Annotated in this window: 13 protein-coding genes, 1 tRNA gene, 1 pseudogene and 2 riboswitches; of the genes and pseudogenes, 13 read left to right on the forward strand and 2 right to left on the reverse strand. The window is 48.5% G+C overall.

The genetic code is table 11. The annotated features are described in order from the left end of the window. Positions 1 to 81: 81 nt before the first annotated feature. The 5 genes from AB1L17_RS30130 to guaA all read left to right on the forward strand — a co-directional run bounded on the left by AB1L17_RS30130 (position 82) and on the right by guaA (position 6,586). Positions 82 to 158, forward strand: a tRNA-Arg gene (locus AB1L17_RS30130). Between the two features lie 197 nt (positions 159 to 355). Further along, positions 356 to 1,309: an AAA family ATPase gene (locus AB1L17_RS30135; protein WP_412848653.1), complete on the forward strand. Its 954-nt coding sequence runs from the start codon at positions 356 to 358 to the stop codon at positions 1,307 to 1,309. Positions 1,310 to 1,323: 14 nt separating this feature from the next. Next, complete coding sequence (locus AB1L17_RS30140; RefSeq protein WP_412848654.1) at positions 1,324 to 2,529, forward strand: DUF58 domain-containing protein; 1,206 nt, start codon at positions 1,324 to 1,326, stop codon at positions 2,527 to 2,529. Between the two features lie 4 nt (positions 2,530 to 2,533). After that, positions 2,534 to 4,768, forward strand: coding sequence for a transglutaminase TgpA family protein (locus AB1L17_RS30145; RefSeq protein WP_412848655.1), 2,235 nt, complete (start codon positions 2,534 to 2,536; stop codon positions 4,766 to 4,768). A 20-nt stretch (positions 4,769 to 4,788) separates the two neighbouring features. Continuing rightward, positions 4,789 to 4,891, forward strand: a riboswitch (purine riboswitch). Between the two features lie 156 nt (positions 4,892 to 5,047). Further along, positions 5,048 to 6,586 carry a glutamine-hydrolyzing GMP synthase gene (gene guaA / locus AB1L17_RS30150; protein ID WP_412848665.1) on the forward strand — a complete coding sequence of 513 codons (1,539 nt, stop codon included), beginning with the start codon at positions 5,048 to 5,050 and terminating at the stop codon, positions 6,584 to 6,586. Between the two features lie 68 nt (positions 6,587 to 6,654). On the opposite strand, the gene AB1L17_RS30155 is transcribed toward guaA, so the two are convergent. Beyond that, complete coding sequence (locus tag AB1L17_RS30155; RefSeq protein WP_412848656.1) at positions 6,655 to 6,828, reverse strand: NTF2 fold immunity protein; 174 nt, start codon at positions 6,826 to 6,828, stop codon at positions 6,655 to 6,657. 188 nt (positions 6,829 to 7,016) lie between these two features. Then, positions 7,017 to 7,118: riboswitch (purine riboswitch) on the forward strand. Between the two features lie 119 nt (positions 7,119 to 7,237). On the opposite strand from AB1L17_RS30155, the gene AB1L17_RS30160 reads away from it, so the two are divergent. The 8 genes from AB1L17_RS30160 (at position 7,238) to AB1L17_RS30195 (ending at position 17,562) form a co-directional block, all read left to right on the forward strand. After that, positions 7,238 to 8,614 (forward strand): NCS2 family permease, encoded by a 1,377-nt coding sequence (locus tag AB1L17_RS30160; protein WP_412848657.1) that lies wholly within the window; start codon positions 7,238 to 7,240, stop codon positions 8,612 to 8,614. A 291-nt stretch (positions 8,615 to 8,905) separates the two neighbouring features. Beyond that, complete coding sequence (locus AB1L17_RS30165; protein ID WP_412848658.1) at positions 8,906 to 10,201, forward strand: histidine--tRNA ligase; 1,296 nt, start codon at positions 8,906 to 8,908, stop codon at positions 10,199 to 10,201. Between the two features lie 34 nt (positions 10,202 to 10,235). Beyond that, positions 10,236 to 11,732 carry a M1 family metallopeptidase gene (locus tag AB1L17_RS30170; protein WP_412848659.1) on the forward strand — a complete coding sequence of 499 codons (1,497 nt, stop codon included), beginning with the start codon at positions 10,236 to 10,238 and terminating at the stop codon, positions 11,730 to 11,732. 16 nt (positions 11,733 to 11,748) lie between these two features. After that, positions 11,749 to 13,290 carry a M1 family metallopeptidase gene (locus AB1L17_RS30175; RefSeq protein ID WP_412848660.1) on the forward strand — a complete coding sequence of 514 codons (1,542 nt, stop codon included), beginning with the start codon at positions 11,749 to 11,751 and terminating at the stop codon, positions 13,288 to 13,290. Between the two features lie 182 nt (positions 13,291 to 13,472). After that, complete coding sequence (gene purE, locus AB1L17_RS30180) at positions 13,473 to 13,961, forward strand: 5-(carboxyamino)imidazole ribonucleotide mutase (protein WP_412848661.1); 489 nt, start codon at positions 13,473 to 13,475, stop codon at positions 13,959 to 13,961. Further along, positions 13,958 to 15,121 carry a 5-(carboxyamino)imidazole ribonucleotide synthase gene (purK, locus tag AB1L17_RS30185; protein ID WP_412848662.1) on the forward strand — a complete coding sequence of 388 codons (1,164 nt, stop codon included), beginning with the start codon at positions 13,958 to 13,960 and terminating at the stop codon, positions 15,119 to 15,121. The genes purE and purK overlap by 4 nt, the downstream gene beginning before the upstream one ends. Continuing rightward, the gene (purB, locus tag AB1L17_RS30190) at positions 15,118 to 16,413 is read left to right on the forward strand and encodes an adenylosuccinate lyase (RefSeq protein ID WP_412848663.1); all 1,296 of its coding nucleotides are present in this window, start codon (positions 15,118 to 15,120) and stop codon (positions 16,411 to 16,413) included. The genes purK and purB overlap by 4 nt, the downstream gene beginning before the upstream one ends. 633 nt (positions 16,414 to 17,046) lie before the next feature. Then, complete coding sequence (locus AB1L17_RS30195; protein WP_412848664.1) at positions 17,047 to 17,562, forward strand: sigma-70 family RNA polymerase sigma factor; 516 nt, start codon at positions 17,047 to 17,049, stop codon at positions 17,560 to 17,562. Between the two features lie 254 nt (positions 17,563 to 17,816). Here AB1L17_RS30195 and AB1L17_RS31550 read toward each other — a convergent pair. After that, positions 17,817 to 18,724, reverse strand: a pseudogene (locus AB1L17_RS31550) (IS110 family RNA-guided transposase); the annotation flags it as partial.

Raw genomic sequence — 18,724 nt, forward strand, 5'->3', positions numbered from 1 at the left:
GGACGTAGCTCAATTGGTAGAGCGTCGCCTTGCCAAGGCGAAGGTCGAGGGTTCGAGACCCTTCGTCCGCTCCATTTATTTGTGCCCTTAGCTCAGCTGGATAGAGCGTTTGACTACGAATCAAAAGGTCGGGAGTTCGAATCTCTCAGGGCACGCCATATTTCATATGAAACCGAAGAGTAGGAATTGATCCTACTCTTTTTTTTATAACTACTTGTGTATTTTTACAAATTTTAAGCATTTTTCCCTTGTATCTCCTAATTGCATCCATTACCTTAGAATTACGATGAAAGCTTGAAGGAACAGCTGTTACACACCTGATGGAAGAATATGATGGAACAGGAGTTGTATCAAGATGAACCCTATAAAATTGGAACAAGTAAATCCTGCAATAGCCAGTTTAATCGATAACATAGAAAAAGTATTGATTGGTAAGCGCTCCGTGATTGAGCTGATGGTAGCTGCTGTTCTAGCGAATGGTCACGTCTTGCTTGAGGATGTACCAGGTGTTGGGAAGACGATGCTGGTACGAGCATTGGCCAAGTCAATCAGCGGTGAATTTAAACGCATTCAGTTTACCCCAGATTTATTGCCAACAGATGTGACAGGGGTAGCTATTTTTAATCAAAAAAGCCTTGAGTTTGAATTCCGTCAAGGACCGATTTTTGCAAATGTGATTCTCGCTGATGAAATCAACCGGACTTCACCAAAAACACAGTCCGCTCTATTGGAAGCGATGGAAGAGCGCTCAGTTACAATCGATGGGACTACGTATCGGTTGGCAGAGCCGTTTTTTGTGATGGCTACACAAAACCCACTAGAGTATGAAGGAACCTTCCCATTACCTGAAGCTCAATTGGATCGATTTTTCATGCAATTAAGTCTGGGTTATCCGACTGTAGAGGAAGAAATGCGAATGCTGTCCAGATTCTCGGTAGCGAATCCATTGGATCAGCTCCAGCCAGTCGTGACTACTGCCGAGCTTGCAGAGCTTCAACGCCAGGTATCAACGGTCAAGATATCGGAAGGAATAAAAGAATACATTGTGCGTCTATGTCATCGTACACGTGAGCACCACCATATATATCTAGGCGTGAGTCCGCGTGGTTCACTGGCTCTATTCCGTGCGGTGCAGGCGTTGGCCTTCGTTCGCGGACGTGACTATGTCATTCCAGATGACGTCAAGGAACTGGTTCCAGTAGTTTTTGCACACCGTATGATTGTGAAACCAGAAGCAAGACTGGAAGGAGCAACCGTAGATCGGGTGTTGGCTATGATCATGTCTGAGACCCGTGTCCCGGTAAGCTAAGGCGGTGATTGCAGATGAGACAGCAAAGGTGGGGTAAGCTCAAGGCGATTGCATTAGTTCTGATCACCTATGTATTCGCAAAATTTCAAGGCGGCTTCTCAAGCTGGTTCCTTTTCTATAGTAGCTTGGTATTTCTTGTGTACGAAGTAGTCGCCTATTTATTAATGTTTGCAAAATTAGAAGTCGAGCGCGAACTGGATCGCAATCGCTTGCAGGATGGGGACGACGTGATCGTAACGATACGCCTGCGCAGGAGGATATGGTTTCCGCTGGGCTGGAATATGATTATGGAGCCATTGCCGGCGAGGCTGGCTGGCGTGTATGAGCCGCATCGACAGCTGATATTCCCGTGGTTTAAAAGGGAAGTCGAGTTTCGCTATGTTATCCCCAATGTGCCACGGGGATACTATCGTCTCGATGAATGTGTTGTAAGCGGCGGAGACTTTTTTGGCTTTTTTGAGCGTCGGAAGGTTTTTTCGATTTCTCAGGAGTTTCTCGTTTATCCAAAATACAAAGAACTGACCCATTGGGCCCTTGGAGACGGCAGCTTCAGTGGGAATGTGCATGTTTCCCATCGACGCTCTGACGACGTAGCGGCTGTACGTGGTGTAAGAGATTATCATCGGGGCGATCGTTTGAGCCAAATCCATTGGCGAGCTTCCGCACGAGGAACAGGTCTGAAAACGAAGGAATTTGAACATCAAGCGATGAACCAGGCTGTCTTTTTCCTTGATGTAGAGAAAGCGAGCTATCAAGGGAAGCCTGCGCACTTGTTCGAAACAGCAGTGAAGCTAACAGCGAGTCTGATAGCTTATGCGAATCGGAATCAGTACCATTATGGGCTTGTGTATAAGCAAGCCGAACGCATAGTAATACCACCAGGCTTGTCCCATGCACATTTTCTCAGGGTATTTGATCAATTAGCTCGTGTCGTTCCTGAAGGGCAAGATCTATTTGCAAGAATTGTGGGAAGAGAAGCATTGGAGCAGCCTCAGGGTGTCACGTTGATTATCATCACACCGCATGTAGAAAAAGCATTGATTAGCCGTTTAGTGACGCTCGCTCAAAAAGGAAGGCAAGTGCAGCTGTTTCTCATGCAAAACGAGTCTACGATTCCCCAGGAACAAAAACAAGCTCTTCAGCTGCTTGGCGCGAACAAGGTAACATGTACGTCTATTCACATGGATGATCAAGAGTGGAAACGGATTGGGGGTGCATAGACTCATGAGCGTTTGGAAGCGTCCAACGATTTGGGAATGGATCTCGGCCCTTTTTCTGTTCCTCATGTTAAGAGAGTGGCTAGTCCCTCTGCAGCAATTAACCGACACCGGTGTTCTGTGGCCGTTCTATGCAATTGTAGCTGGGGTCATTATCATTGACCTATTGATACCTTATCGGTGGTTAACCCTGCCGCTCAAGGTTCTGGGGTTAATGGGGCTGCTGCATGCTACTCTATTTGACTCACCGTTTTTCAATACGGAATGGATTTCCGAATTGTACGGACAGTTGATACACGATTTACCGTTAGCGTTTCAACAGGATTGGGCCAACATGTCAATCTTGTCGCGGAACACCATGTTTGATCTGGTCTTGGTGTTGTTAGCGACGATGCTAACGTATCTGGTGCAGGAACAACGACAAGGCTTATGGTTTGTATTTTTGACGGAATTGTATTTGGCTGTGTTGGATACGTTTCTCCCGTACGATGCCAGTGCAGGGATTGTACGTACGCTGATTATTGGTTTCATGATGCTGGCCATCAGCCATCTGATGAAGATGACGCACATGGCTACGCTAGCAGGAAAAAGAGGCAGAATTCTGCTCAATTCGCTGTTGGCTTCTGTGATGGTAATTATGGTATGTGTAGGCATTGGTTATGCTGCACCGAAGGCTGGGCCGTCATGGCCTGATCCGATCGCTTATTTAACCGGAAAGGGCAACAATGCTCCTGTCGGCGTGATGAAAAAAGTAGGATACGACAACAACGACGAACGGTTGGGCGGTCCTTTTATGCAAGATAATACATTGGTGTTCACTGCAACGACGAACGAGCGGAGCTACTGGCGTGGTGACTCGAAGGATGTGTATACGGGAGTAGGCTGGGAAAAAGGCGAGAGAGAGTACGAGTCCATCCTGGACCCGCAAACCTATACATGGAATAATACGCTGTTCCGAGGGCTCGAAACGAAGAAGGTACAAGCATCATTAGATTTTCAAGGCCCGCAGCAGTTCCCGACCGTCTTTTATCAAGGACAGCTGAAAAAGGTGAACAACTACGCACCACCAGATGCAACCGTTGTCTATGACAAAATGAATCAGCAATTGGAAGTGCGTGCAGGGAAAATCAATTTGGTTCAGCTGGGAGAGAAAAACGGTCAACCGCAGTTTGGTCCCAATCCGTTATTGCTCAAACTGAATCAGTACAAGGTCGAGGGAGAAGTACCGATCGTAAGTGAAAAGGCGATAACCAATGCGGGGACGGATTATCCGGATGATATCAAAGAGCGCTACTTGCAAGTGCCAGTCACCGTGTCTCCGCGAGTAAGAGAGCTCGCTGCAACGATTACCAAGGATGCCAAGACTCCTTATGATAAAGTGAGAGCGATCGAGAATTACTTGCGCTCAAGTGGAAAATATAAGTATGAAACGAAGGACGTTCCAGTAGCTACTGAAGGTCAAGATTTTGTCGATCACTTCTTGTTTGACAGCCAACGCGGGTACTGTGACCATTTTTCCACTTCGATGGCCGTTATGCTTCGTACTCTGGATATCCCGACACGCTGGGTCAAGGGCTTCGCACCGGGTGAACGAGTGGGGACGGATGCGCTCAATAACGAGATCGTGGAAGTGCGTAACAAGGATGCTCACTCGTGGGTAGAGGTATATTTCCCTGGTATGGGATGGATTCCTTTTGAAGCGACGAGTACATTCATGTCACCTGTTCGATTTGAGTATGATCTGGTGACCTCACAGCCTGAGATTCCACTTCCGTTGCCAAACATGGCGCATCAGCCGGATATGGATCGTGGCGATGGACGCTTCAATGAACTAGAAGAGGGAGATAGTCCAGCAGGCAGCTGGATTAAAATCCCGTGGCAAGTAAACGTGGGATTACTCGTTGTCGCTGTTGTCGCTGCCATGATAGCGTGGCGTCGCAGACAAGACATCCAGCTATGGTGGATGCGCAGGCAGATGAACAAGGAGCGAAGCAGTGAGTTCCAGGATCGGTACCATCTGCTGATGCGGATGATGGAACGAGTCTACACGCGTAGACAGCCAGGAGAGACGTTGCGGGAGTATGTGGGCAGGATGACGCTTCCTGCAGACAAGCGACAAGACCTGCGCTATTTGACGGAGCTGTACGAACGCACCGTGTATGGCTACAAAGAGATGGAACAAAAGGCGAGAACAATCGCAGAGCAAATACTAGAACGGTTAATCCGTCAACTGAAGCCTTGAACAATGCCGTTCCATCTGCTAGAATGACGATCAATGAGACTCGTATAATGATCAGGAATATGGCCTGAAAGTTTCTACCGCTAGACCGTAAATTTGGCGACTACGAGGAGAGCACATCGGATTTTTGTACATGCAACCGCACATGTGTACACAAGCTGGGACGCTGCCTCCGTATTGTTTATCGGAGGTGGCAGTCCTGGTTTTTTTGCAAATATGCGACAACTTCGCATGGCAGACCGACATTTGCACGTCCTGTGGTTACAGGAGAAGGGGGATATGATGGACAAGTCAATGGAAATGGTCGTCGTACTCGATTTCGGAGGCCAGTACAATCAGTTGATCGCGCGCCGCGTACGCGATTTGGGTGTTTACAGTGAACTCATTCCGTTCAATACACCTGTAGAAAAGATTAAAGAGATGAATCCAAAAGGGATTATTTTCTCCGGCGGACCTGCGAGTGTGTACGAAGAGGGAGCACCGACTGTAGATCCGGCGATTTTTGAACTGGGCTTGCCGGTTTTGGGGATTTGCTACGGCATGCAGTTGATGAGCCATTTGACGGGCGGAAAAGTAGAACGAGCGGGTAAACGCGAGTACGGAAAAGCTGAATTGCGTATGCAGCAAAAACACAGCTTGTACGACAAATGGGATACAAACGAAATCGTGTGGATGAGCCACTCTGACAAAGTAGTGGAGCTGCCGTCCGGATTTACGATCGATGCTGTAAGTGATAGCTGCCCAGTAGCTGCGATCAGCAACCCTGAGCGTAAGCTGTACGGCGTACAATTCCATCCAGAAGTAGTCCATACAGTAAAAGGCAATGAGTTCATCGGAAACTTCCTGTTCAACATTTGTGGATGTGAAGCGACTTGGAGCATGACAACGTTCATTGAGGATGAGCTGGTTCGCATTCGTGAAACAGTGGGCAACAAGCAAGTGCTGTGTGCACTAAGCGGTGGAGTCGATTCTTCTGTAGTAGCAGCTCTGATTCATAGAGCGATCGGCGATCAATTGACGTGCATGTTCGTTGACCACGGTCTTCTGCGCCAAGGGGAAGCAGAAGGTGTAATGGAGACATTCGGTGAGAAATTCTCCATGAAAGTAATCAAGATCGATGCTCGCGAGCGTTTCATGAGTAAGCTCAAAGGTGTTTCTGACCCAGAGCAAAAGCGCAAAATCATCGGTAACGAGTTCATTTATGTATTCGATGAAGAAGCTGCCAAGCTGACGGATATGGACTTCCTGGCACAAGGTACACTGTACACCGATATCGTGGAGAGCGGAACAGCGACAGCACAAACAATCAAATCGCACCATAACGTAGGCGGTTTGCCAGAAGATATGAAGTTCACGTTGATCGAACCATTGAAAACCTTGTTTAAAGACGAAGTTCGCAAGCTGGGTACAGAGCTGGGCTTGCCAGATGAGATTGTTTGGCGTCAGCCATTCCCAGGACCAGGCCTCGGCATTCGTGTTTTGGGTGAAGTTACGGAAGAAAAACTGAAGATCGTTCGTGAATCGGATGCGATCTTGCGTGAAGAGATTGCCAAGGCAGGTCTCGATCGGGAAATTTGGCAGTACTTCACGGCTTTGCCAAACATGACGACTGTAGGTGTAATGGGAGATGTTCGTACGTATTCTTACACAGTAGGGATTCGTGCAGTAACCTCTATTGATGGTATGACTGCTGACTGGGCGCGCATTCCGTGGGATGTTTTGGAGAAAATCTCTGTGCGTATCGTGAATGAAGTAGACAATGTAAACCGCATTGTATATGACGTAACGTCCAAACCACCAGCAACGATTGAGTGGGAATAGGAACAAAAAATTACTCTCTTTTATTTGCGTGATTTGCGAATAAAAGAGAGTTTTTTTATGAGCAAGAATTATCTCGTTCCATACATCATGATGAGCTTTCCATTTTCTTTTGCAAGAGCAATATAAATGACTCCGCCTAGCCATCCGGGAGGAAGAGTGCCTTCGATAATCCAAGCTTCTGCAATAGGGTTATAGCTGATAGCGAAGGGAGTTTCCTCCAAAAACTGAGAATAGTACTCCAATTATTCGCTCCCACGCATCCATATAGCTCATTTTGTACCACCCTAAAAGAGATTGTTGAGATCTGGAGGAATCAATGCAAGTATAACAGGCCTTTTTAGATAATATCCGGATATTAATCTCTTTCCAAAAATGAACGTTCGTATTTTCGTTGACATTCCCTATGTCACCTGATACACTTCTCAATGTGAGCAGGTAATATAGGAAGGTTCGTATATTCTTGAGGATATGGCTCAAGAGTTTCTACATGGTCGCCATTAACGACCTGGCTACGAACAAAATGTCATCGGGATCTGATTTTGTTATTATTTTTAGAATTATTCCCGGAGTGTTTTGTTTGAAGGCCAGGCGCATGATAAGAGCGTCGAGGCCTTTTTTCTTACCACAAGATTAGTATGGGGGGACTTATAGGTGCGGAAGTATTTCGAGTTTGACAAGCTAGGCACCAATTACCGTCGCGAAATCATCGCGGGTATCACTACATTTTTGGCTATGGCTTATATCTTGGCTGTCAATCCATTCATTCTCAGTGGTGCTGATCTGCCGCCAGATTTAAAAGCAAACTATCCTGAATTTGGGGCTGTCTTTACCGCAACGGCTTTGGCTGCTGCTCTTGGTACGCTGTTGATGGGAATCCTCGGACGTTTGCCGATCGGTCAGGCTCCAGGGATGGGCTTGAATGCCTTTTTCACTTATACCGTCGTTCTGACGATGCAAATTCCTTGGCAACAGGCTTTGGCTGGTGTATTCCTTTCTTGTACGATCTTTTTGATTCTCTCCCTGACAGGTGTTCGTGAAGCGATTATCAAAGCGATTCCACAAAGCCTGAAGTACGCCGTTTCTGCAGGGATTGGACTTTTTATTGCTTTTATCGGTTTGAAAAATGCGGGTATCATCGTAGCAAATGAGGCGACCTTCGTAGCACTGGGCCACCTGACCTTCTATCATGAGGGTATGAAGCCGGAAGAAATTTTGGCAGCGAAAAATGCGTTGCTGGCTGTGTTTGGTCTGATCGTTACGGTTATTCTGCTTTCTCGCAAGATCAATGCTGGTATCTTTATCGGGATGTTGATTACAGCGATTACCGGGATGTTTTTCGGCCTGGTGAATCTGCCTGAGCAAATCGTTTCTGCGCCACCGAGCCTTGCTCCTACATTCGGTGCTGCGTTCCAATATCTTGGTGATCCATCCGCACTGTTCACCATGAACATGCTGATTGTTGTTCTGACGTTCTTGTTTGTAGACTTCTTCGATGCAACGGGTACGCTGCTGGGTGTAGCGAACCAAGCTGGATTGCTCCGCGAAGACGGCAATCTGCCGCGTCCAGGAAAAGCGCTCGCTTCTGATGCGATTGCAGGTATGGCAGGTGCGGTACTCGGTACTTCTACCACTACAGCTTACGTTGAGTCGACGGCAGGGGTAGCGGCTGGTGGACGTTCTGGATTTACCGCAGTGATAACAGGGATCATGTTCCTCTTGGCGTTATTCTTCTCGCCGATTCTTGCAATTGTGACACCAGCAGTTACTGCACCAGCACTTATTATCGTCGGTGTACTGATGGCCTCTCACATTGCAAAAGTGGCTTGGGATGACCTGGACGAAGCGTTCCCTGCATTCCTGACGATCTTGTTGATGCCATTGACTTACAGTATCGCAACAGGTATTGCGACTGGTTTCATCGTATATCCGGTGATGAAGGTAATGAAGGGTAAGGCTCGTGAAGTGCATCCGGCGATGTACGTCCTGTTCTTCGTCTTCCTGGCATATTTCATCTGGTTGCGCGAATAGAATTTTTTGGAAAACAGGCTCTTCGTCTACTGGACGAGGAGCTTTTTTTGCGCTATGATAGGAAAAATCTTGATTCATGGAAGGATGGCCCGATCAAAATGACAGGTCTAAACATGTTCCTTCAACAGCATCACCACACGTAGAGCGTTTGTATCCTCGGGAAATTTTCCGCAGGTGCAAGCGCTTATTGTGCTTTGTGCCTGCGGTGGTGTATTTGGGAGCCATGCGGGCATGAAGTTGCCTTGCATGGTTTTTTTGGTTGGAAAAAAAAGATAAGAGAGGGTGTTACTCATGGAAAACGCGATGTTAAAAACGGTAAAAGGTACAAAGGATTTCATGCCGCAGGAGCAAATGCAACGAAACTGGATACGACGGACCCTGGAAGCCGTATTTGAGACATATGGCTGCAAACCGTTGGAGACGCCAATGCTTCAGCACTATGAATTGCTGGCATCCAAATACGGCGGCGGAGATGAAATATTGAAGGAAGTGTATCGCTTGAGCGATCAGGGAGAGAGGGAGCTTGGGCTGCGCTACGATTTGACTGTGCCGTTGACGAAGGTGGTGGGCATGAATCCAGAGATGCGGATGCCGTTCAAGCGATATGAAATCGGAAAAGTATTTCGGGACGGTCCAGTAAAAACGGGGCGATTGCGCGAATTCATTCAGTGCGATGTCGATATCGTGGGAACGACCTCTGTGCTGGCTGAAGCTGAGTTACTCAGTATGGCGTTTGAGGCGTTTAATCGTCTGGGGCTCGACGTGTACATCGAGGTTAACAACCGCAAGTTGCTTTCCGGGGTGCTCCAGGAGCTGGGAGTTCCAGTGGAGCGGGCAGGGGATGTCATGCTATCGCTGGATAAGCTTGCGAAGATCGGTACGGATGGTGTACGGGATGACTTGCGGGAACGAAACGTGGAGGAGGCACTCGTTTTGGCGATTACGTCTTTTCTGCAGGAAAGTGAGTATACCTTAGACGCGTTGGCAGAGCGCTTTTCATCCCCGCTTGTTCAGGAAGGCGTTCGGGAGCTTCGCGATATGCTTGCCTATGTAAAAGGAGCAGGTGTGACGGGAGAGCTTCGTTTTTCGCCATTTTTAGCAAGAGGCTTAGGGATTTACACAGGGAGTGTGTACGAAATCTTTTTGCAGGATGGGAGTATTACGTCCAGCATCGGTAGCGGGGGACGTTATGATCGAATCATCGGTGGGCTTTTGGACGATGGCAGGGAGTATCCCGCTGTAGGGATTTCGTTTGGCTTGGATGTGATTCTCGCGGCATTGGCTAATCGCAACGTGGAAGAGCGGCGAGCTGCTGATGTCCTGGTCATTCCCCTTGGTACAGAAGCACCCAGTCTTGGGCTGGCGAATCGACTGCGCGAGCGCGGTATTAGAGTCGAGCTGGAGCTGACGGGTAGACGCCTGAAAAAAGCACTCGACTATGCCAATAAGGAAGGGTTTCCTTTTGCTTTGATCTATGGGGAAAACGAAGTGAATAGCGGGCAGGTAGTCGTACGAGATATGCGCGAGGGAACGGAAGAGTCGGTTCCTTCGGAGCAGGTTGAAAAGTGGCTGTCCGAAAAGCTGTAAGGAGTGTACAGTAGAGAGAAAAGGGGGAGATTGAGTGAAAAAATGGGTCTCTTTGGTCGGTTGTAGCTTATTGTTTTTGACATGGATGTTGCCTGTAAATGCTGAGGAGCGTACGGAGCTTAATCATAAACCGCTCTATCAGGCCGATGTGCGAATCGATCCAGCCAAGAAAGAAGTAGCAGGAACCGTTACGATTACCTTTTGGCCAAAAGACCCTACTCATGTCTATCTACATCTCTATCCGAACGTATTTACAGAAGCCCAGCAAGGCATGCTATGGGAGGAACTTTTAGGAAATAGCCCAACGCTTGGCACATACACTACTAAAAAGCTCGCGGTTGATGGCGTAGCGGTTGTGGGCAAAAAAACGAAAGACCTGAACATACTTGAAGTGCCTCTAGAAGGAGGGCACGGTCCACGAAAGATTGTCATGGAGTTCGATATGACCCTTCCGCGCAATGATGGCAGGATGTCGTATGATAACCAATCGATCTGGCTGGGGAATTGGCATCCGGTTCTTGCTGTGTACGACCGGGATGGTTGGCATCTCGATCCGTATGAGCCTGTCGGTGATCCTTTTTACAGTGAGAGCGCCGATTATGAGGTGAACGTGACGCTGCCAACTGACTATCAGCTGGCGAGCACAGCAACAGACCAAGATGCGAAGCAGACTTCTACTCGTGTGGGAGAAAAGACGATACATCTTGCAGCAGACAATGTGAGGGATTTTGCCCTTGTCGTGATGGATGCCTCTTATCAGCAAACGGAATCAAAAGTCGGACAAACCGTAGTCCGAACATGGTGGCGGAAAACAGACGATCTGTCAGCAGCTCAGCAGATTCATCAAGCGGCGACGGAATCTCTCGCATATTTTCAAAACAAGTTGGGTGCCTATCCTTATACCGAATACGATGTTGTTCGGACAGGCGGCTTCATTAACGGGATGGAATATCCTGCATTGGTCTTTCTCGATGGGCGGCATTTCATTGCGGGGGAAGAAACAGGCATCGTCACAGTTGTACATGAGACAGCGCATCAATGGTTTTACGGCTTACTCGGGAATAATCAGCTGCAGGAAGCATGGCTGGATGAGGGATTCACGGAATACGTGACGCTGACTTATTTGTCTCTTCACGACCCGCAGATGGGAGCCGAAAGGGTGCGTAGGCGACTCGAACAAGGCACCACCGTTCCGTTGTACGTAATGGAGGGGATGCGTCCTTGGCAGGCACTATCTTCATTTCCCAACAATCAGAGTTACAGTGATCTTACCTACTCTCGTCCTGCGTCTATGCTGTGGCTTTTGCGGGGAGCGTGGGGAGAAGAACGATTATATGATGTATTGAAACAGTATGTCGACAAGTACCGTTATCAGGTCGTCACGGGGAGTGAATGGGAAGCATTTCTCTCAGAGGCTGCCGGTGAAGATGCAGGTGCTTTTCTGGATTATTGGATGAAATTGGACATGTCCCAGCAGGATGAGGCAGCAGCATGGCTGGAGCGTCAACGTCACAAGCATCAGAAGAAGTAATCGAAGGCAGGGGATCATGGTGTGGCGAAAGCATTGGGTGGTCGGCGTGGCAGCAGGAGTCGTTTTGGCTGTGTTCTTGTCAGTACGGCCGTGGGCAGGGCAAGCTGGCTCAGATGCTCAGGAGACCGTGCTGATGGATCACAGGCAGGCTGCGGTCACATACAAGGCAGACGTACAAATCGATATGAACAAGCATGTGGTGACGGGAGTGTTGACTGCTCGTTTTGTCCCACAGGATGACAAAGCTTATTTTCATTTGTATCCCAATGCTTTTTCCGCGAATGCTGCCCTCGGTGGAGAGAACTGGGCAGTTGTACTGGGCAAACAGCGTGAGCCCGGTGGCATCAAGATCAGTGCAGTGCGAGTGAACGGCAAAAACATCGGTGTACAGTATGAGGGCCTGACAAATACGCTGTTGCGAGTGCCCCTTCCTGCCAGAACAACATCAGCTGAGACGGTAGTGGAGATGAACTTTCAGCTTGATGTCCCGTTTAACAATGGGCGTCTATCTTATCATGATCATGCGATGTGGCTGGGTAATTGGCTGCCGATCCTGGCTATTAAGGATGAGGGGGGCTGGCGGCTCGATCCGTATTCGGCGATTGGCGATCCTTTTTACTCAGATGTGGCGAATTATCATTTGCGTGTGCAGCTATCGGAGGGCTATCAGCTTGCTACGAGCGGGCTAGAGAGTATGGCAGTCATTACAGAGACGAGACCACAGCGACTAAACATCTATGAATTGGACGCATGGAACGTTCGGGATTTTGCCCTCGTTGTCATGGACGATACATATCAAGCAATATCGGGCAAGGTCGGGGAAACCACGGTGCGGACATGGGTGCAAAAAAGTGATGATCCACAAAACGTACAACGAATGCATGCAACTGCCATGGAGTCTCTCGACTATTACGGAAAACAGTTCGGTGTGTATCCGTACAAGGAATATGACGTCGTCAAGACAGGTGGCTTCTTCGGCGGAATGGAATACCCGAGCCTCGTCTTTATTGCCCAAGAGTACTTTAATCGCAGCGATGCCATGGGGGAAGCTGTTGTCGCGCACGAAACGGCACATCAGTGGTTCTATGGCCTGGTCGGTAATGACGAGGTGCGTGAGGCTTGGCTGGACGAGGGGCTCACGGATTATGCGACGATGATTTTTTTGCAGCAAAAGAACCCCTTACGTTCACAAGCGTATATTCGAATGCGGCTAGACCAAGCGCGTGCAGCGGAAGTGTACGCTGACCAAGGCGTAACAGCGAAGTCGTCTGTAGAGGTTTTTCCTGATTGGAGGAGCTACAATGACCTCGTCTACGGGCGAGCGGGTGCCATGTGGTGGACGTTAAAAGAAGAATGGGGAGTAGACCGATTGCACCATGTATTGCGCCAGTATGTACGAGATCATCAATACAAGCAGGCAAAAGGGGACCAAATCAAGGAGCGATTGACTGCGGCTGCAGGGGCAGATGCCACTCCCTTTTTGGATTATTGGCTTCAAGTCGAGCTGGATCAAGCAGAAGCGGCAAATAGATGGATAGAAAAAGGCAAACACGAATAATTTTACTTACCATATTTTTAAATGTTCGGAAACGAGGTTGACAGGCAAACTTTCTCCCTGCTACACTGAATATGTTGAGATAAAACGAGTTCGAATAGCCCAGGCGATGAGAGCGGCACGAAAAGCCGTTAGTCGGTTGGGTTTTCTTCTGATGATATCAAAACGTAGGGGGCGAATGGTTCATGCTACAGCCTTTGGTAGGAGTCATTATGGGCAGCACGTCAGACTGGGAAACGATGAAGGAAGCTTGTGCAATTTTGGACGAATTGCAGATTCCGTACGAAAAGAAGGTCGTGTCTGCACACAGAACGCCAGACTTGATGTTTACGTATGCAGAGACCGCTAAAAGCCGCGGTTTGGAAGTCATCATCGCGGGTGCAGGCGGGGCTGCTCATTTGCCAGGAATGGTGGCGGCAAAAACTGAGCTGCCCGTCATTGGTGTACCGGTCAAATCATCCAATTTGAATGGTCTCGACTCGCTTTTGTCGATTGTACAGATGCCAGGGGGCGTACCAGTGGCGACGGTAGCGATCGGAAAAGCTGGAGCGATCAATGCGGGGTTATTGGCTGCGCAGATTTTGGGGATCAAATATCCGGACGTACAAGAGCGCTTCGTGCAAAGACGGGATGATGTACGCAATAAGGTGCTGGAGGCTAGTGAACTCGAATGACTACCAAGGACAGCAAGCAAATCAAACCAGGATCGACCCTAGGAATACTCGGCGGAGGACAGCTTGGACGGATGATTGCTCTCGCGGGACGAGCTATGGGCTACCGCTTTGTCACGATGGACCCGACAGCAGACGCACCATGTGGACAAACGGCTGATCGACAAATTGTCGCCAGCTACGACGATGTAGAAGCAGCGATGCAATTGGCATCGGTTAGTGATGTGATCTCGTATGAATTTGAAAACGTCGATGCGCAGGTGGCAGAGGTATTAGAGAGCCGAGCTTACGTGCCGCAGGGGAGCCGTCTTTTGCGCATCACCCAAAATCGGATTCGGGAAAAAACAGCTATTCGCGAAATCGGCATCCCTGTTGCTCCCTTTTGCGTAGTGAACAGTCTGGAAGATTTGCAGGAAGCTGTTCGTGAACTCGGCCTGCCTGCTGTTATGAAGACGGCGACAGGCGGCTATGATGGCAAAGGACAATGGGTATTGAGAAGCGAGGCTGAGCTGGCGGAGGCGTATGATACGTTGTCCAAAGCGGGGACAGAGCTGATCGTGGAACAATTTGTACCATTCAAAATGGAGCTGTCTGTCATTGCTGCACGCAATCCTGCTGGAGAACTGGCTGTTTTTCCTGTCTCAGAAAATATTCATCAGGAAAACATCCTGCACCTGAGCATTGTTCCAGCTCGAATTTCGGCTGAAGTAGCAGCCCGCGCGGAAGAAATTGCGCGCACGATTGTAGAAAAGCTGGATGTGGTCGGACTCATTGCCGTTGAGCTGTTTTTGACCGAAGATGGTCAGCTGTACGTCAATGAATTGGCGCCTCGACCGCACAACTCCGGGCATTTTACCATGGATGCTTGTGTGACCTCGCAGTTTGAGCAGCATGTTCGGGCGGTTTGCAATCTGCCATTGGGATCTACAGAGTTGCTCTCAAGCGTCGTGATGGTTAATATTTTGGGAGAGCATCTACAGCCTGTCATCGATCAGATCGACAAGCTGCCGCGTACAGCCAAGCTCCATTTGTATGGAAAAGCAGAGAGCAAGGCAAAGCGAAAAATGGGGCATATCAACGTGCTCGCCCCGACTGTGGAAGAAGCGCTCACCCTGATAGATGAGCTGAAAATCTGGACGAATACATCGGAGGTATTATCATGATCGAACGTTATTCCCGACCGGAAATGCGTGCCATTTGGACGGAAGAAAACAAATTCAAGGCGTGGCTGGAAGTAGAAATTCTCGCGTGTGAAGCTTGGTCCAAGCTGGGCGTCATTCCTGAGGAAGACGTGAAAAAGCTGTGGGAAAAAGCTACTTTTGACATGAACAGAATCTATGAAATCGAAGAAGAGACTCGCCATGATGTGGTGGCGTTTACCCGTGCGGTATCAGAAACCTTGGGCGAAGAAAAGAAGTGGGTGCATTACGGGCTGACTTCGACAGATGTGGTGGATACTGCTCTTTCTTACCTGCTGCGTCAGGCGAACGAAATTTTGGAGGGTGACATTCAAGACTTCATCGAGATTTTGGCGGATAAAGCTCGCGAGCACAAAGATACGGTATGCATGGGCAGAACGCATGGCGTACATGCTGAGCCTACGACTTTTGGCTTGAAGCTGGCCCTGTGGCATGAAGAAATGAAGCGCAACCTCGCTCGTTTTCAGGCTGCGAAAAAAGAAGTGGCGTATGGCAAAATCTCTGGTGCAGTTGGAACGTATGCGAATATCGATCCGTTCGTGGAAGCGTATGTGTGCGAGAAGCTGGGGCTGTCGGCAGCGCCTATCTCTACCCAAACCTTGCAGCGTGATCGCCACGCCGAGTACATGGCGACATTGGCACTGATCGCGACTTCTTTGGAGAAATTCGCAACAGAAATTCGCGGTCTGCAAAAGAGTGAAATGCGCGAGGTTGAAGAAGCGTTTGCTAAAGGACAAAAAGGTTCTTCTGCAATGCCACACAAGCGCAACCCGATCGGCAGCGAAAACATTTGCGGTCTGGCTCGCGTCATCCGTGGACACATGCTCACTTCTTATGAAAATGTTTCCCTCTGGCATGAGCGGGATATTTCCCACTCCTCTGCGGAGCGCGTGATTTTGCCAGATGCGACGCAAGCGTTGAATTACATGCTGCGCCGTTTCATGAACATCGTGAAAAACTTGACAGTGTTCCCTGAGAACATGAAGCGCAACATGGATCGTACCTTTGGCTTGATCTACTCCCAGCAAGTCATGCTCAAGCTGATCGAAAAAGGTATGAGCCGCGAGCAAGCCTATGACACGGTACAGCCTCGTGCGATGCAGGCGTGGGAAGAGCAACGCTCCTTCCGTGCGATCGTCGAGGAGGATGCAACGGTCAGCTCTACACTGTCTAAGGAAGAGTTGGATGAGTGCTTCGATTACCGTTACCACCTGAAGCATGTGGATACGATCTTCCAACGTCTTGGTTTGATTTAAATGCTAATGCCCTCGAATTTTTCGGGGGCGTTTCTTTTTTTAAAGTAGCCGTTATGGGGGAGAAGCGCATTTCCAGTCTACGCTTCGGCCTACGCCCTGCTGGGGGATTGACTGTCCGCTTCGGAATAAATAGCGGGAGCGCTTCAAACGTAGAAATTTCGAGGAAGGATTTCATAGGTGAAGCTGAAATTCCCCGCTATTTATTCCGAAGCTGGGCGGGGCTCCAGAGGCGCTTGGACTGGAAATGCGCTTCTCCTGCGCAGCTTTTTTGAAAAGCTTGAAAGTGAATTCAAGATAGTGAAGTTATTGCTAAGAAGTAGTGTCATGTAGCATGAAAACTGCTTTGAAATGACTTGCAAAAACGGTATAGAAGTAGGATGTAGTCCCATGGCTTCTCCCCCACCCCAACGGTTAGAAGACAACTTAAAATACTCCTTAAGAAATTCTTAAAAATTTCTTTTGAAAGTTGTAACCGAAATGATACCTCTTCCGTACCTACTTGTGCGAGCTTACAACGAGCCCATAAGTACCTTACAAAAGTGTAAGCTTCCTGAAATATAACTCGATGGTTCCTGCGTCGTTTCGACCGTACAATGAAATCAATCATACGGTTCACGAAACGGGAGATCGATTATGACGACAGCAATCATGTATCCAAAATTAAGTCACCAACAAATTTACGAAGATTACTCTGCTAAAATATATCGCTATTTCCGCTACCGGGTGAAGAACGTCTGGGATGTGGAAGACCTGACAACGACTGTGTTTATCAAGGTGTATTCCAAGCTTGAGCAATACGATGGCCGCCATCCTTTTGGCGCCTGGATTTTCCGAATTGCGCACAACGCTTTGATTGACTACATGCGCAAGAAGCGGGAGAGCCCGGTAGATCAGGACACGTTCAGCAACATGGTGGCAACAGATAAACTGCCGGAGGAGTGCCTCCTGACTCAGGAGACAACTGAAGGATTGTGGGAAAAGGTACACAACCTGACGAAGGATCAGCGCAACGTAATTGCCCTGCGCTATCTTGGAGATTTGCGAATGAATGAGATCGCGGAAATCTTGGGCAAGACAGAGGCTTCGGTGAAAATCCTGCACTTCCGTGGGATCAAGAAGCTGCAGCAATTGATGGAGGCTCAAGCATAAAAGGGGGGACAACAGTCCTTCCTTTTTTTTTACTATGTGGCTGTGGTGGGGAGAAGAATATTTCCAGGCTAGGCTCCAGGCTCCGTCCTGCTGGGGGCTAAGACTGTCCGCTCCGAAGGGCTTAGCGGGGAAACGCAAAACCAGCTAATACTCCGTCAAGGTTTTCCGGATTATTTTTTGGTTTATATATGTTAAGATAAAAAATGCACACCAAATAACCTTCCGTTCTGGAAGGTTTATCCAAATCGGTGATTTTACGCAACTTGTTCCATTTGGTAAGGCTCCTGTCGGTGTAAGATTGCAAAAATCCAACGCAACAGCTTGTTCACACAAGCGATCTTGGCAACTTTTTTTGCTTTACCTTCTTCTCGTTTCTTGTCGTAAAAGGCACGAAGTCGTTGATTGGTTGACCTTCGTAAGCCACATTGCACGGCGAGATACAGGGCATGTCGGAGGCGTTTGGAGCCACGTTTGGTAATGCGATTGGAGGTAGCAACAAACTTTCCCGACGCATATACACTCGGGTCTACGCCTGCAAATGCGATCAACTTACTTGGGTGATCAAACCGTTCAATTTCCCCGACTTCAGACAAAATTGTTGCCGCAATTTTGTTACCCACTCCGGGAATAGAGCGGAGAAGGTCATATTCTTTCACTTCTTCAGCGAGAGCATCTATTTGTTGTTCCAGTGTAGATAGATGCTCTTGGAACTGAAGAAGTAGCCTTATGAGCATTTGTAGACTAATTACATGGCTCTCATAGACAATCCCCGATAATGGGGTGTTCTGTGCTGCAGCCATTATTTTTTTGCCTTGTCCACGGCCCACGTTTGGGAACGACCACGTGTAGCTACGGACTGAATGGATGCAACCACTTGCTCCAATCCTGCTTCTTCAACAGCTTGTGGTGTCGGAAATGACTGCAGGACAGCTAACGACGTTAGCCCATCTATTCTTCCAAATACGCCGACATACTCTGGAAAGACTTGATCCAATACCGCATGAAACTGCAATTTTGTCTGCACATAGGCCTTTGTAAGCGATTCGTGTTGGCGTGTTAGATGGCGAAGATTAAGAAGTTGTATCCCGCGTTGTTCATAGGGCTCAAACTCTTCCCGATAGTACAATTCCCCCAAATAATAGGCATCTGCTGCATCCGTTTT

This window comes from Brevibacillus jepli (assembly GCF_047229145.1).
In the GTDB taxonomy this organism is placed as follows: Bacteria; Bacillota; Bacilli; order Brevibacillales; family Brevibacillaceae; genus Brevibacillus.

Excerpts from the sequence above, each read along its gene's own strand:
- AB1L17_RS30135 (WP_412848653.1), top strand. The coding sequence starts at position 356 with ATGAACCCTATAAAATTGGAACAAGTAAATCCTGCAATAGCCAGTTTA.
- AB1L17_RS30140 (WP_412848654.1), top strand. The coding sequence starts at position 1,324 with ATGAGACAGCAAAGGTGGGGTAAGCTCAAGGCGATTGCATTAGTTCTG.
- AB1L17_RS30145 (WP_412848655.1), top strand. The coding sequence starts at position 2,534 with ATGAGCGTTTGGAAGCGTCCAACGATTTGGGAATGGATCTCGGCCCTT.
- guaA (WP_412848665.1), top strand. The coding sequence starts at position 5,048 with ATGGACAAGTCAATGGAAATGGTCGTCGTACTCGATTTCGGAGGCCAG.
- AB1L17_RS30165 (WP_412848658.1), top strand. The coding sequence starts at position 8,906 with ATGGAAAACGCGATGTTAAAAACGGTAAAAGGTACAAAGGATTTCATG.
- AB1L17_RS30175 (WP_412848660.1), top strand. The coding sequence starts at position 11,749 with ATGGTGTGGCGAAAGCATTGGGTGGTCGGCGTGGCAGCAGGAGTCGTT.
- purE (WP_412848661.1), top strand. The coding sequence starts at position 13,473 with ATGCTACAGCCTTTGGTAGGAGTCATTATGGGCAGCACGTCAGACTGG.
- purK (WP_412848662.1), top strand. The coding sequence starts at position 13,958 with ATGACTACCAAGGACAGCAAGCAAATCAAACCAGGATCGACCCTAGGA.
- purB (WP_412848663.1), top strand. The coding sequence starts at position 15,118 with ATGATCGAACGTTATTCCCGACCGGAAATGCGTGCCATTTGGACGGAA.
- AB1L17_RS30195 (WP_412848664.1), top strand. The coding sequence starts at position 17,047 with ATGACGACAGCAATCATGTATCCAAAATTAAGTCACCAACAAATTTAC.